Origin of the sequence: Pseudomonas sp. Marseille-Q5299 (assembly GCF_943737035.1) — a bacterium.
Taxonomy (GTDB): Bacteria; Pseudomonadota; Gammaproteobacteria; order Pseudomonadales; family Pseudomonadaceae; genus Aquipseudomonas; species Aquipseudomonas putida_E.
This window is the reverse complement of record NZ_CALSFR010000002.1, coordinates 596,605-610,978: the sequence shown is the minus strand read 5'-3', so window position 1 is coordinate 610,978 and position 14,374 is coordinate 596,605. Positions and strand designations below refer to the sequence as shown.

At 62.8% G+C, this 14,374-nt stretch carries 13 protein-coding genes and 1 tRNA gene; 5 read left to right on the top strand and 9 right to left on the bottom strand.

Going from position 1 to position 14,374, the window contains the following annotated elements; genetic code table 11:
• Positions 1-9 precede the first annotated feature (9 nt).
• Entirely contained in the window at positions 10-2,301 is a 2,292-nt protein-coding gene (gene bglX, locus NGJ21_RS07230; RefSeq protein ID WP_125924249.1) for a beta-glucosidase BglX, read from the bottom strand.
• Positions 2,302-2,487: 186 nt separating this feature from the next.
• Between bglX and NGJ21_RS07225 the strand changes: the two genes are divergently transcribed.
• Both NGJ21_RS07225 and NGJ21_RS07220 read left to right on the top strand, forming a co-directional pair.
• Positions 2,488-3,105 carry a TPM domain-containing protein gene (locus tag NGJ21_RS07225; RefSeq protein ID WP_046784931.1) on the top strand — a complete coding sequence of 206 codons (618 nt, stop codon included), beginning with the start codon at positions 2,488-2,490 and terminating at the stop codon, positions 3,103-3,105.
• 99 nt (positions 3,106-3,204) lie between these two features.
• Positions 3,205-4,434, top strand: a complete 1,230-nt coding sequence (locus tag NGJ21_RS07220; RefSeq protein ID WP_119689123.1) for a class I SAM-dependent methyltransferase — start codon at positions 3,205-3,207, stop codon at positions 4,432-4,434.
• A gap of 31 nt (positions 4,435-4,465) precedes the next feature.
• On the opposite strand, the gene NGJ21_RS07215 is transcribed toward NGJ21_RS07220, so the two are convergent.
• On the bottom strand, positions 4,466-5,479 hold the full coding sequence (locus NGJ21_RS07215) for a DUF4917 family protein (RefSeq protein WP_046784932.1): 1,014 nt from the start codon (positions 5,477-5,479) through the stop codon (positions 4,466-4,468).
• Between the two features lie 113 nt (positions 5,480-5,592).
• Between NGJ21_RS07215 and NGJ21_RS07210 the strand changes: the two genes are divergently transcribed.
• Entirely contained in the window at positions 5,593-6,660 is a 1,068-nt protein-coding gene (locus tag NGJ21_RS07210) for a glycerophosphodiester phosphodiesterase (RefSeq protein ID WP_502943493.1), read from the top strand.
• 92 nt (positions 6,661-6,752) lie between these two features.
• Here the strand turns inward: NGJ21_RS07210 and NGJ21_RS07205 are convergent.
• From NGJ21_RS07205 to NGJ21_RS07190, 4 genes are all read right to left on the bottom strand, one after another.
• A tRNA-Gly gene (locus NGJ21_RS07205) sits at positions 6,753-6,826 on the bottom strand.
• A gap of 119 nt (positions 6,827-6,945) precedes the next feature.
• Positions 6,946-7,836, bottom strand: a complete 891-nt coding sequence (locus NGJ21_RS07200; RefSeq protein WP_046784933.1) for an alpha/beta fold hydrolase — start codon at positions 7,834-7,836, stop codon at positions 6,946-6,948.
• 344 nt (positions 7,837-8,180) lie between these two features.
• Complete coding sequence (locus NGJ21_RS07195) at positions 8,181-8,873, bottom strand: pseudouridine synthase (protein WP_115273685.1); 693 nt, start codon at positions 8,871-8,873, stop codon at positions 8,181-8,183.
• A 34-nt stretch (positions 8,874-8,907) separates the two neighbouring features.
• Entirely contained in the window at positions 8,908-9,138 is a 231-nt protein-coding gene (locus tag NGJ21_RS07190; protein WP_046784935.1) for a cysteine-rich CWC family protein, read from the bottom strand.
• A gap of 246 nt (positions 9,139-9,384) precedes the next feature.
• On the opposite strand from NGJ21_RS07190, the gene NGJ21_RS07185 reads away from it, so the two are divergent.
• Positions 9,385-9,825, top strand: a complete 441-nt coding sequence (locus NGJ21_RS07185) for a hypothetical protein (RefSeq protein WP_115275482.1) — start codon at positions 9,385-9,387, stop codon at positions 9,823-9,825.
• Positions 9,826-9,856: 31 nt separating this feature from the next.
• On the opposite strand, the gene dspII is transcribed toward NGJ21_RS07185, so the two are convergent.
• Positions 9,857-10,963, bottom strand: a complete 1,107-nt coding sequence (gene dspII, locus NGJ21_RS07180; RefSeq protein WP_115273686.1) for an enoyl-CoA hydratase/isomerase DspII — start codon at positions 10,961-10,963, stop codon at positions 9,857-9,859.
• A 126-nt stretch (positions 10,964-11,089) separates the two neighbouring features.
• Between dspII and ung the strand changes: the two genes are divergently transcribed.
• Positions 11,090-11,782, top strand: coding sequence for a uracil-DNA glycosylase (ung, locus tag NGJ21_RS07175; RefSeq protein ID WP_046784937.1), 693 nt, complete (start codon positions 11,090-11,092; stop codon positions 11,780-11,782).
• 52 nt (positions 11,783-11,834) lie between these two features.
• Here the strand turns inward: ung and NGJ21_RS07170 are convergent, their stop codons facing one another.
• Positions 11,835-12,866, bottom strand: a complete 1,032-nt coding sequence (locus NGJ21_RS07170; protein WP_115273688.1) for an AbrB family transcriptional regulator — start codon at positions 12,864-12,866, stop codon at positions 11,835-11,837.
• Positions 12,859-14,373, bottom strand: a complete 1,515-nt coding sequence (locus NGJ21_RS07165; protein WP_115273689.1) for a tripartite tricarboxylate transporter permease — start codon at positions 14,371-14,373, stop codon at positions 12,859-12,861. Before NGJ21_RS07165 ends, NGJ21_RS07170 begins: the two co-directional genes overlap by 8 nt.
• Position 14,374 lies beyond the last annotated feature (1 nt).

Sequence of the window (14,374 nt, the reverse complement as noted above, 5' to 3'; positions counted from 1 at the left end):
GCAGACCGGTTACAGCAGTTCGAAGCTCTTCTGCTGCACGGCCTCTGAGTCCAGCCCGACCTGGACATTGAAAGCGCCAGGTTCAGCCACCCGCTGCAGCTGCCCATTGAAGAACTTCAGGTCTTCTTCGCTTATGCGGAAGGCCAAGGTCCGCGACTCACCGGCCTTGAGCATCACTTTCTGGAAGTTTTTAAGCTCCTTCACCGGGCGGCTCATGGATGCTGCTACGTCCTGCAGGTACAACTGGACCACGGTCTCGCCATCCACCTTGCCGGTGTTCTTCACCGTCACCTTGGCCTCCAGCGTGTCGCCACGCTTGAGGTCCTTGTGCGACAGGTTCAGCCCCGACAGCTCGAAGGTGCTGTAGCTCAAGCCGTAACCGAACGGGTACAGCGGGCCGTTTGGCTCTTCGAAGTACTGTGAGGTGTAGTTGCCCGGCTTGCCTGGGGTGAACGGGCGGCCAATGCGCGTGTGGTTGTAGTACATCGGGATCTGCCCGACCGAACGCGGGAAGGTGATGGCCAGCTTGCCCGAAGGGTTGTAGTCACCGAACAGCACGTCGGCGATGGCATTGCCGCCCTCGGTGCCAGCGAACCAGGTTTCCAGGATGGCATCGGCCTGTTCGCGTTCCCAGGCGATCGACAGCGGCCGGCCGTTCATCAGCACCAGTACCAGCGGCTTGCCAGTGGCTTTCAGGGCCTTGATCAGCTCGCGCTGGCTGGCCGGGATCTCCAGGGTGGTGCGGCTGGACGACTCGTGGGACATGCCGCGGGACTCGCCCACCACCGCCACCACCACATCGGATTGCTTCGCTGCTTTGACCGCTTCATCGATCAGCACAGCGGCCGGGCGCGGATCGTCAACGATTTCCGGGGCATCGAAGTTGAGAAAGTTCAAGTAATCGACGATCGCCTTGTCGCCGGTAACGTTGGAACCTTTGGCATAGACCAGCTTGGCCTTGCCCTCGACGGCGCGGCGCAGGCCTTCGCGCACGGTGACCGAGTGCATCGGTTTGCCGTCGGCAGCCCAGCTGCCCATCATGTCGATCGGCGCATCGGCCAGCGGGCCGACCAAGGCAATGGTGCCGGCTTTTTTCAGCGGCAGGGTCTGCTTGCGGTTTTCCAGCAGCACCAGGCTGCGGCGCGCCACGTCGCGCGCGGCGTCACGGTGCAGGCGGTCTTCGCCGTAGTAATCCTTCAGGTCGGTTTCGGCCTTGCCGATCCGCACGTATGGGTCTTTGAACAGGCCCATTTCATACTTGGCGCCCAGTACTTCGCGCACGGCCTGGTCCAGTTCGGCCTGGGTCACCTCGCCTGACTTGAGCAGCCCTGGCAGCTCTTCGCCATACAGGGTGTCGTTCATGCTCATGTCGATGCCAGCCTTGATCGCCAGCTTGGCCGCTTCGCGACCATCGTGGGCGACGCCGTGGCGGATCAGTTCCTGGATGGCACCGTGGTCACTGATGGTCACGCCCTTGAAGCCCCACTCCTTGCGCAGCAGGTCGTTCATCAGCCAGGTATTGGAGGTGGCCGGCACGCCGTTGATCGAGTTCAGCGCCACCATTACCCCGCCGGCACCGGCGTCGAGCGCGGCGCGGTAGGGCGGCAGGTAGTCGTTGTACATCTTCGGCAGGCTCATATCGACCGTGTTGTAGTCGCGCCCGCCTTCCACCGCGCCATACAGGGCGAAGTGCTTGACGATGGCCATGATGCTGTCCGGGTTGGCCGGGCTGCTGCCCTGGAACGAGCGGACCATCGCCTGGCCGATCCTCGAGGTCAGGTAGGTGTCCTCACCGAAACCCTCGCTGGTGCGGCCCCAGCGAGGGTCGCGGGCGATGTCGACCATGGGTGCAAAGGTCATGTCCAGGGCGTCGGCGGCGGCTTCGATGGCCGAGGTGCGGCCGACCTTGGCGATGGCGTCCATGTCCCAGGTGGCAGCCAGCCCCAGGCCGATCGGGAAAATGGTGCGCTCGCCGTGGATGGTGTCGTAGGCGAAGAACATCGGAATCTTCAGGCGGCTGCGCATGGCGGCGTCCTGCATGGGCCGGTTCTCGGGGGCAGTGCGCGAGTTGAAGGTACCGCCGATACGGCCTGCGGCGATTTCTTCGCGGATCTTGTCGCGTGGCATCTCCGGGCCGATGCTGATCAGGCGCAGCTGGCCGATCTTTTCAGCCTCGGTCATCTGGCTGATCAGATGCTCGATGAATGCCTGCTTGTCCTGCAGGGGCGGGGCGGTGGGGGCGGCAAGGGCCGCCTGGCTGGCAAGGCCCAAGGCCAGGCCCAGCAAAGACAGTTTCATCATGAATTCCGTTGTCGAGGCCTGTGCCGTATCCACGGTGATACGCGCGCGGCCGAAGTTTTCAGGCGGCTATTGTTGTACGATTCACCGGCATTAATTCCAGCGGCGGATTATGCCTGATTATGGCGCTCGCTGAGGATCACCCGAGTGCCGGGACAACAACTATAAAAACGATCAGAGACCGAAGGCATGACTTCCCTCGACGAATACGAGCAGCGCCAGATCGCTGAGGCCATCGCGCGCGTGGAACGGCGCACCGATGCCGAGCTGGTGACCGTGCTGGCCCGGCGTGCCGATGATTACGCCTACCTTCCACTGTTTTGGGCCGCCGTGCTGGCGCTGGTGGTGCCTGGCCTTTTGCAGCTGCTGCTGGGCTGGCCCGTTGGGCACGGGCTGCTGGTGGCCAACCTGCTGCTGTTCATCGGCCTTTGTGCGCTGCTACGTACCCCACGCCTGAACGCCTGGTTGGTCCCCCCTGCGCTGCGCCGCTGGCAGGCATCGCGCCTGGCCCGGCAACAGTTTCGCGAGCAGAAACTGCATTGCACGGCCAAGGGGGCCGGGGTGCTGATCTTCGTGGCCGAGGCGGAGCTGCATGTGGAGATCCTGGTCGATCAAGGTATCGATTGCCACCTCGATGCACACTCGCGTGCGGTGATCGGTGCCCGCTTCGCCGAACAGGTGCGCCAGGGCCGTACCTTGCAGGGGTTTGTCGAGTGCATCGAGGCCTGCGGTGAACGGCTGTGCGAGCACGTGCCACGCACCCACGCACGCAACGAGCTGCCGAACCGTCTGGTGATTCTAGAGTGAACCACGCCCATCGCGAAAACCTTCGCCTGAGCCAGGCATCAACGTAGAATGCGCGGCATTGCGCAACGCGCTCACCGCTATCCGAGGCACCTGTTTTCCATGTCTGCCAGTACTTCCGCTTCTATCGCGCCGGACGCGCGCGCCCAGTTTCTCGACCTGCTGAGCGCTGCCTTGCACGGCAATACCCTGGTCAAACTGGTGCTGGCGCGCCATGTCGGCGCCGACCAGACCCTACAGCGGATCATCGCCAAGCCGGTGCAGGTAAAAGGGCAGTCCAACCTTTCGTTGGTCTACCGCCACCAGACCCGCGACATCACCCGCAACGTGCCGCTGGACCAGGCCCAGGCACTGATCGCCGACCTGCTGGGGCAGAGCTTTCGCAACGCCCACCTGTTCGACGCCGACGGCGAAGTGCAACTGACCTTCAGCAAAAAGGGCAAGCCGATGCTCCAGCGCCACGGTGCCCAGGCGCCGCGCGAGGCTGCTGCCAGCACGGGCCACGACCGCGAGAAGAAGCGTTACCTGGAACTGTCGCGGCCCTTCCTGCGCGATCTGGGCGTGACCGACGCACAGGGTGCGCTGATCCCGTCCATGTCGCGCAAGTGGAAGCAGATCAACAAGTTCGTTGAAGTGTTCGATCACGCACTGGCCAATGCGCCGGTGCCGGCTGACCAGGTGCTGCGGGTGGCCGACTTTGGCTCAGGCAAGGGCTACCTGACCTTCGCCATGCACGACTACCTGAGCAACAGCCTGGGCCGCGCAGCCCAGGTGACTGGGGTGGAGCTGCGTCAGGACATGGTCGATTTGTGCAATGCAGCGGCTTCGCGTCTGGAGCATCCGGGCCTGGAGTTTCAATGCGGTGACGTGCGCAGCGTAGTACCCGAGGCCATCGAGGTGATGATCGCCCTGCATGCCTGCGACATTGCCACCGATTACGCGATCCACACCGGAATCCGTTGCAACGCCGCGATCATCATGTGCTCGCCGTGCTGTCACAAGCAGATTCGCCCGCAACTGCACAGCCCGGGCTTGCTGCAGCCGATGCTGCAATACGGCCTGCATCTGGGGCAGCAGGCCGAGATGCTCACCGACAGCTTGCGCGCGCTGTATCTGGAAGCCTGTGGTTACGAGACCAAGGTGTTCGAGTTCATCTCGCTTGAGCACACCAACAAGAACAAGATGATTCTTGCGGTGAAGCGCAAGCAGCCCGTAGCGGCGCAAGCGCTGCTGGAAAAGATTGCGCAACTGAAAGCGTTTTATGGGGTGCAGGAGCATTGCCTGGAGACGTTGTTGCGCAACGACGGGTTGATTCCCCCCATCTCAGCGTAAGTCGGCTGTGGCGCTCGTCCCCGAGCGCCTGTCAGTGTTCTGCATGCACTGGCATCTTTATCGCGTACTCCGCCAACCCCAACGGATGCGTACCCGCATCAAAGAAATGCAGCGCTGTCCCCGCCAGATCACCAAAGCGGTCCACAAAGTGCTGCTTCTGATTGACCACCGAAGCCTCGCTCAATGGCCGTATGGCAATCGAAAGATGGCGCGGCCGCGCCTGGCGAATCGCTTCGAGCAAGTGCTGGTCACTGCTGTCCAGGTGCTGCCCGAACAGGCATAGCCCCTGGTTTTCCTGGGCCAACTGGCCCAGGCACCAGGCCAGGTAATCCGAGTTGCGGATGGCGCGCAGTTTTTCGTCACTGCGGTCTTCGTTGACGAACAGCGGTACTTCACCCGGAATGTTCACGGCAAAGCCGTCCAGCAGCTCGGCGCTTTCGGCGCTGCGCTGACGGGTGGTACCGTCGGGCAGCTTGAGCAGGTGCAGGCCGCCGTGCAAATGCAGCACGCGCGTCCCTTCGCTGCGGGTGCGGCGTACGTCGAAGAAGCCTTGCTCATCGAACAGCGTGGCGAAGCCCTGGGGTGCGTGCTGCACTGCCCAAGGCAGGATCAGGTCGTAGTTGCTGGTATAGACACTGCGGTAGCCGCGCAAGGCTTGGTTGATCGATGCCAGGGTTGTCGCTGGCATCTTTGGCCATGGCAGGTGCACGGTACGCACGGCGTGGATCAGCGCTTCCTTGATCGAGTAGTAGCGGTTCAGCGGCGCGGTGGAGTTGATCGCCAGGGCGGCGTTGGCGCGCACAGTCTGGTTCAGCGTGCTCAGCACCGGCTCGAACAATTCAGTGCCCAGGGACTTGAACAAGGCCTGGTCGCTGATTGCCAGGCCTTTCTTGCGGCCGGCGCGCTGGGCCTCCTCGAACAGTGAGAAATAGCCGAATGATTTCCACAGCACGCGGCTGGCGCCGTTGCCCAGTAGCAGGGCATCGCAGGGGTGGCGTTGGGCGAGTTCCTGCCAAGTGGCGAGGTGGGCGTCTAGTGCGGGCATGATGGGTCCATTCGCTGGAGCGGGAAACGGGGGCGACTTTAGCATGTCATGCAATGTGTGCGAGGGTTGCGCTACAGCCACGACAAGGTTCGCAGAATGAAAGAGGACTTCACATGCGCAAGTGTTTGATCGGGATGCTGGCCTTGGCAGCACTGGGGCCGGCCTCAGTGGCCTTGGCAACGGACGGCAAAGCCCTCGCCGCAGCCCACGGCATACCATACCCGGCCGTGATCGCTCACCGCGGCGCCTCTTACGACGCACCGGAATCCACCAGGCCTGCCTACCTGTTGGCCCGCGAGTTGGGCGCCGACTACCTGGAACTGGACCTGCAGCGCACGCGCGACGGCGTGCTGGTCGTGGTCCACGACGATGAGCTGTCACGTACCAGCGATGTAGCCGAGCGTTTCCCCGAGCGCAAACACAGCCCGGTCAGTGCCTTCAGCCTCGCCGAGCTCAGGTCGCTGAACGCCGGCAGCTGGTTCAACATCGCCTACCCGGCACGTGCCAGGGCATCGTTCGCCAAACTGTCGATCCTTACCCTTGACGAAGTCATCGATATTGCCGAAGGCAACCCGCAGCGCCAGCCCGGTTTGTATATCGAGACCAAGGTTCCCAGCCAGTTTCCAGGCATTGAACGGCAGCTCAAAGAGCGCTTGGAGGCCCGTGGCTGGCTCGATCGGCCTGGGCGCGTGGTGCTGCAGACATTCGATCGCAACAGCCTGGCGTTGCTGCACGAGGCGATGCCGCAGGTACCGAAGATTCTGCTGCTGTGGGTGGGTACCAAGGCCATAGCACCGGCCTCGGGGCAAGATTTGGCGGATTCAGGCGAAAGCGACAAGGCCGCTTTTTATGCACGCCAGCAACCGAAGAGCCGGGCTGAGTTCCTGCGCTGGCTGGACTTCGCCAAGCAGGGCGGTGCGATCGGTACCGGGCCTTCTGCCAAGCGCAGCAAGCTGGGCGAACAGAGCTATGCCGATCTCATTCAGCCATGGATGAACCAGGCCAGCCATGAGCGCGGGCTGCTGGTGCACGTCTATACGCTCGATGACGCGCAGGACTTCGCCGCAAGCATGAAGGCAGGGGTGGATGGGATCTTTACCAACAGGGCGGGTGCGCTACTGCGCTTTTATGATCGCCCGGCTGAAAGTGAGCCAGGTTTGCTGAAAAGGCTGGGGTACTGAGCTGTTGAAGGCGGCAAGCAGATCGACTTGCGGATGATCTTCGCCTCAGGGGCAGCGATGACGCTGGTTGAACGCCATGCGGTAATGCGGTGTGGAGCGGGTAGAGGGAATCGAACCCTCGTCGGAAGCTTGGGAAGCTACTGTTCTACCATTAAACTATACCCGCGTCTGCGCCCGACTTTTTACCAGAACCTGCCTGGAATTAGAAGCCCTCGTTATAAACCGGTGAAAAAAAGCTGTCGGCGCCCATAGCCTGCAGGCCATGGCTACAGGGCGCCGATGCACTCAGATGGCCCATGCATGCTGCTCTTGGCTGGCGTTGTACGGGGTGCGTGCCCGGGCCTGGCGCACGGTCGGCTTGAGGAAGCCGAGCAACGCGCTGCGTGTGGCTTCGCAGGCCGTCTTGTTCTCCATGTCCAGGAAGTGCCCGGCATCACGGATCACCGTGAAGTGGCTCTTGCCGACATGGTTGCCGAACTGGCGAGCGTCTTCTGCGGTGGTGTACTCGTCACGGTCGCCGTTGATGAACAGCACCGGGATGTCGATGTTGCGCGCGCCTCGCAGTGCCCGTTCCAGGTCATGCTGCAGCACCTGGTTGATGTGGAAGTGCATCTGCGCATACTCGTGGCTGTCCAGGCTGCTGACGTGCCGGTAGTTGAAGCGCTTGAACAGCGATGGCAGGTGCTTGCCAATGGTGTCGTTGACCAGGTTGCCGACCTGGTAGCGATCGCAGGCAGCCAGGTACTGGCAACCACGGTTCAGGTAGTCGCGCATCGGTTCGTTGATCACCGGTGAGAACGAGCTGACCACCGCCTTTTTCACCATGCGAGGCTGGTGCGCCAGCGCCAGCAGGGTGCAGGCACCGCCCCAGGAGAACGACATCACGTGGTCGGCCTGGAAGTGCTCGATCAGCTCAAGCAGGATATGCGCCTCGTCTTCCTTGCTGATCAGGCGTTCCTGGCGGTTATGTGCCTTGGACTTGCCGGAGTAGGGCTGGTCGTACAGCACGACGTTGAATTGTGGGTGCAGGTTACGCACCGTCTGGGCGAACGAAGCCGTGGTGGCCAGTGAGCCATTGATCAGGATGATCGTCTTCTCGGCTGCATCCGCGCGATGGAACTCCGTGTAAACCCGATACTGACCTTGGATATCAAGTACAGCGATTTCTGGCCTCATGTCATCGACTCCTGGCGCAAAAAGGGTGTTCGCGTCACCTAGGGTGCACGTTCTTTATGACAGGTAGGCATTTGCCTGAAGGAATTACCGGGGCCCTGTGTCGATCCTTGGCACACGTGTCGACGGTATTGTTTTTGGCGGGCAATTTGCCGTGCTCCAAGGCATCGTGGCCTTGGGTAGCCGGCAAAAAGGTGTCTGGCGCGCGGTGTGACTGGCGAGTCACGCACGGACCGACAAGTTAGGAGTCAAGCAGTGGGTTGAGGATCACGCAAGTGCCGGCTGGGTGAAATTGTGACTTTTGTCGCCGGGCGGTCGTATGACGTCCGGACAGTGCCTGAAGCGGCCTAGACCGAGGCGATTTCCGTAGCCGTGAGTGCCCGGAATTCACCCGGCGCCAACCCTGGATCGAGCTGGATCGCGCCCATGGTTTCCCGGTGCAACCCTACAACCTTGTTGTCGAAGTAGCCGAACATGCGCTTGACCTGGTGATAACGCCCTTCAATGATGGCCAGCCTCGCCGTGCGCGGGCCAAGGATGTCCAGTTGCGCGGGGAGGGTGGTCAGGTCTTCGAAGGCGAAGTAGAAGCCTGTGCGAAACTTGTCGACGTAATGCGCGCCGATTTCATCTTCCGTTTCCACCAGGTAGTGCTTGGGCAGCTTGGTCGCCGGCTGGGTCAGGCGCCGCGACCATTGGCCGTCGTTGGTCAGGATCATCAGCCCGGTGGTGTTGTAGTCGAGCCGCCCGGCAATGTGCAGGTCCTCGCGCAACGGCGCAGGCAGCAAATCGAGTACGGTGCGGTGCTGTGGGTCGTGCGTGGCGCTGACGCAGCCGGCCGGTTTGTGCAGCATCAGGTAGCGCGCCGGGCGCCCCGTCTGGAGTAGTTGATCATCCACCTCGATACGGCTGAATTCGCGGACTTCAGCCCGTGGGTCGGCTACCGTTTCGCCATCCACCCGCACGCGGCGCTGTACCAGCAGCAGGCGTACTTGCTGGCGGCTATAGCTGGGCAGGTTGGCGAGGAAGCGGTCAAGGCGCATGGCATCAAGGACGTCGAGGGGAGTGGCGCGCAGTCTAGCGCTTTTCTGCCTCGACCTGGGCGGGCGCGTTCTCGGGCAGACCTGCCCCTGCGGCGCAGCGCGGGCAGAGGCAGGATTTGTCGCGCAGCTCGGTTGGCAGGGCCTTCAGAACTGCGGGGTCGATGTTCACGGCGTAGCACCAGCAGGCTGCTGGCGCAGTGCGCGGGTCGGCCAGGGTGCATTGGTTGAGGGCGCCGCAGGCAGGGCAGTGCTGGCTGTCATTCATACACTAGTCCGGGGTGTTCAATGCAGGCACGGTTGCGGCCGGCCTGCTTGCATCGTCGAGGTGCTCATTCTAGTGATATGGCCGGAAAAAGACTGCAGGTTTATTGGGGTATCCAAGCTATTTCAAATTATTGCGCAAATGGCACTGCACGATGGCGACAATGTCTCAATCATTGTCGATGTTCGCTTTGGCTTCGACGCTCGGCAGCGCCGCTGTACGGGCACCCCAGCGGTCCAGGAGGCCGCCATGTCCTATCGAATTCTGTTGATCGCCCTGTTGGGCCTGATGACAACCGCCTGCGTGCCTTACCACGAGGGAGGCCGTTATTATCGTACGGATTACTACACCGCTGACCGGTATGCCTCGCCGGGTTATTACCGCCATGACCGCTATTACGTAGCCCCCCAACCGCGCTATTACTACCAGCCGGCACCGCGTTACTACCGGCCTGCGCCCGTGCCGCAATACCGTCCGCACCCGCAGCCGGGGATGAAGCAGTGGCATGGCAACCCGCGTCACGACTACGGCAACCGCCAGCGTTATGACTACGGCCGTGATCGTGACCGGCATGATTACCGCAACGACAGCCGGCGGTACCAGAACGACCGTTGGCACTCCAATGGACGGGGTGATGGTGACCGCCGTCCCGGTGGTGGGCGCAGTGGTGATCGCAACTGGCGACGGTGAAGGTTGACGGGGGTGCGCGGAACGGCCCAGGTCAGGCAAGATCGGCCAACGGGTGGCGCCCCTCCCATACCTTCACAAAATGGGCTTCGACCACGGCCGCCGGCACTTGCGCAACATCCGGCCAGTGCCAGCGTGGGTGGTTGTCCTTGTCCAGCAGGCGGGCGCGCACGCCTTCGCTGAATTCGGGGTGACGGCAGCAATTGAGGCTCATGCTGTATTCCATCTGGAATACCTGGGCCAATGACAGGTGTCGGGCCCGACGGATCTGTTCCCAGACCAGGTGCGCCGTGAGCGGGCAGCCCTCCTGCAGGCGTTGGCCTGCATCAGCCAACAATGGGTCGTTATGCTGCTTGAGCCCCTCCAGTGCACGCCACGCGGCCGCCGGGTCGGCAACATCGAGCAGCGCATCGATCACCTGGCGCCGGGGCAGCCATTGCGCCTCCGGCAGTTCGGCATAGGCGCGGTGCTGTTCGGCCTTGAGCAGGCTGTTCAGCTGCAGGTCGGTCTGCTCTTGCCAGTTCAGTTGCAACAATTCTTCGATAAGCCCTTCCTGTTGATGCTCGCCAAAGAATCGGTCCGCCAGGCCCAGGTCGATGGCGTCCCGGGCATTGATGGGGGCGCCGGTGAGCCCCAGAAACAGCCCGAGCTTGCCCGGCAGGCGCGCAAGAAACCAGCTGGCGCCCACGTCGGGGTAGAGGCCAATGCTGATTTCTGGCATTGCCAGGCGGCTGCTAGGCGTGACTATGCGTATCCCCGCCCCCTGCAACAGCCCCATGCCGCCCCCCAGCACATGGCCGTGGCCCCAGCACAGCACCGGCTTGGGGTAGGTGTGCAGGAGATAGTCGAGGCGGTATTCGGCGGCAAAGAACGTGGCAGCCAGCGGTGGCACGCTGCCGGGGTGGTCGCGGCAGGCCTGGGCCAGAGCCCGTACATCGCCGCCGGCGCAGAATGCCTTGGCGCCGTTGCCACGCAGCAATACACAGACAACGCCCGGGTCGCGGGCCCAGTCTTGCAGGTATTCGCCGAGCACTTCGATCATCGGCAGGTTCAGGGCATTGAGCGCCTTGGGCGCATCCAGTGTGGCAATGCCGATGCGGGCGCCATCGGCGCCGGTGAGTACCTCGCAATGAATGGCCATGGACTACCTCGTTCAAGTCATCGCTCAAGTATGGCCTGCCTGGGCGATCATGCAGGCCATAGGTCAGACCGATTGACAAGGGGGGATGGCTTACCTAGTGTCGCGCCATTGTTTACGGATGGCCTCATGACTGACGACGATCGCATCAAACTTGAACCCGGCTGGAAAAACGCCCTGCGTGCCGAGTTCGATCAGCCCTACATGCACCAACTGCGTGAGTTTCTGCGCCAGGAGTACGCCGCCGGCAAGGAAATCTACCCGCCAGGCCCGATGATCTTCAATGCGCTCAACTCCACCCCGCTGGAGCAGGTGAAAGTCGTCATTCTCGGCCAGGACCCGTATCACGGCCCGGGCCAGGCACACGGCCTGTGCTTCTCGGTGCAGCCGGGTGTGCCGACGCCGCCGTCGCTGGTCAACATCTACAAGGAGCTGCAGCGCGACCTGAACATTCCCATCGCCAGCCATGGTTACCTGCAGAGCTGGGCGGAGCAGGGTGTGCTGCTGCTCAATACCACCATGACCGTCGAACGCGCCAATGCCGCTTCGCATGCCAAGAAAGGCTGGGAATTCTTTACCGACCGGGTCATCCAGGTGGTCAGCGAGCAGTGCCCGAATGTGGTGTTCCTGCTGTGGGGCGCGCATGCCCAGAGCAAGCAGAAACTGATCGATGGCACCAAGCACCTGGTGCTCAAATCGGTGCACCCGTCGCCACTGTCTGCGTACCGCGGGTTCTTGGGTTGTGGGCATTTCAGCCGGACCAACGGCTTCCTCGAACAGCGTGGCCTGGCGCCGATCAACTGGGCGTTACCGCCGCTTTAAGGGGCGAGCCGGTGCTCAGTGGCCGGCTTGCCGGCGATCACCTGCAAAGCTTTCAGTGCTGGCCTTTCACCCAGCATCTGAACAGCGGTTCGGCCAGAAACAGCACGAACAGCAAGCGCATCACCTGCAACGCCGTCACCAACGGCACCGACAGCTGCAATGTCTCTGCGGTCAGGCTCATCTCGGCAATGCCGCCCGGCATCATGCCCAGCGTCAGCGAGCGCAGATCCAGCGCAGTCATCACGCTCAACCCCCAGGCGGCAGTGCCCGCGATCAGCATGCACAGCGCCGTGGCGAGCAACGTGCGCAGCAAGAACGATGGAGCACGGCGGAAGAATGCGCGATTGAAGTGGCAGGCCAGGCCACTCCCGATCAGCCATTGGCCGATCTGGCTGGCACCGTCGGGCAGGGCGATCTGCAAGTTGCCCGCCAGGCTTAGCGTGGCGGCCACCAGCAGTGGCCCGAACAGCCAGGGGTTAGGCTGGCGCAAGCGCTGCCAGGCGAAACCGACCGCTACACCCAGCGGTGCGATCAGCGCCAGCCAGCCCCAGCTCACGCTGCCGGCATGATTGAGCGGTACACCGTCACCGATCAGGAACTTGAACAGCGCCGGTACGCACAGCACCACCACCAGCACACGCAGGCTTTGCGCCGCCGCCACCTGGCTGAGCACCGCGCCGTTACGCGCGCCGAGGTTGACCATCTCACCGGAACCACCGGGCATGCTGGCAAAAAATGCCGTGGCACGGTCTTCGCCGGTACGCCGCAGCAGCCACACGCCAACCACGCTGGAAACGGTGGTCAGCAGTGCGGCAAAGAAGATCAGCACGAAATGGCTGGCGACCTGCTCGATCACCGCTGGGGTGAAGTGCAGGCCAATACCCAGGCCGATGATGCATTGGCCGCACTTGCGGCCATTGGGGATTTCCGAAAGCTGCCAGGGCGTCAGGCAGCGCACCAGGATGATCGCCAGCAATGAGCCGACCATCCAGGGCAAGGGCCAGCCGACCTGGCTGGCGAGATACCCGCCCGCCAGGCCGACCAGCCCTGTCGCCCAGTACAGCGGCAACGACCGATCAGGCATCGGCCATCGCCCGACGCTGCAGGCTACGTTTGCGCCAGATACGCAGCAGCGGCAGGCAGAGCATGCACACCACCAGTACCCAGATGCCCATGCTGATCGAGCTCGACCACAGAATGCCCAGCTCGCCATTGGAAATCGACAGCGCACGGCGCAGGTTCTGCTCCATCAGGCCGCCCAGGATGAAGCCGAGCAGGATAGGCGACAGCGGGAAGTCCAGCTTGCGCAGGATGTAGCCCATGATGCCGATGCCGACCATCAGGAACAGGTCGAAGGTGGTGGCGTGCACCGCGTATACACCGATCGCGGTGATGATCGCGATTACCGGCACCAGCGCCCAGTTCGGCACGGCGAGGATGCGGGTGAAGATGCGGATCATCGGGATGTTCAGGATCACCAGCATGATGTTGGCGACGAACAGCGAAGCGATCAGCCCCCAGACAATGTCAGGTTGCTGTTCGAACAGCAGGGGGCCGGGGGTGATGTTGTACAGGGTCAGTGCACCGATCATCACCGCCGTGGTGCCCGACCCGGGAACACCCAAGGTCAGCATCGGTACCAGCGCGCCGCAGCAGGATGCGCCGATGGCTGTTTCCGGGGCAGCCAGGCCACGGGCATCGCCCTTGCCGAACTTGCCGCTTTCCCCAGCGATGCGCTTCTCGCTCATGTAGGCCACGGCGCTGGCCAAGGTCGCTCCCGCACCTGGCAGCACGCCCATGATGAACCCAAGCAGGCCGCAGCGGATGTTGACGACGAACACCGAGGCCGCTTCCTTGAAGTTGAACAGCATGCGCCCTGTGGCCTTGACCGCTTGATGCCCATGATGAGTCTTCTCCAGCAGCAGCAGGATTTCGCTGATCGAGAACAGGCCCAGCACCAGCACAACGAACTGGATACCGTCGGCCAGATGCACGCTATCACCGGTGAAGCGGTATACGCCGCTGTTGGCGTCGATACCGACCGCTGACAGGAACAGGCCGATCAGTGCGGCGATGAAGGTCTTCAGCGGTTTGTCCCCGGCCATGCCGCCCAAAGCAACGATTGCGAACACCATCAGCACGAAGTACTCCGCCGGCCCGAAGGCAATCGCCCATTTCGCCAGCAGCGGGGCGAACAGCACCATGCCGCAGGTGGCGATGAGTGCGCCAATGAACGAACTCCACGCCGACAGCGACAGGGCAACGCCAGCCAGGCCGTTGCGGGCCATCGGGTAGCCGTCGAGGGTGGTCATCACGGTCGAGGCCTCGCCCGGGATATTCAGCAGGATCGAACTGATCCGCCCGCCGTATTCACAGCCCAGGTACACCGCTGCCAACAGGATCAGTGCCGACTCTGGGGGCAGGCCAAGGGCGAAGGCGATCGGGATCAGCAGCGCCACGCCGTTGATCGGGCCCAGCCCCGGCAGCAGGCCGACCACGGTGCCGATGAGGGTGCCCGAAAGGGCGGTAACCAGGTTGTAGGGGCTCAGGGCGACGCCGAAGCCCTGGCCCAGGTAGCTCAAGGTATCCATC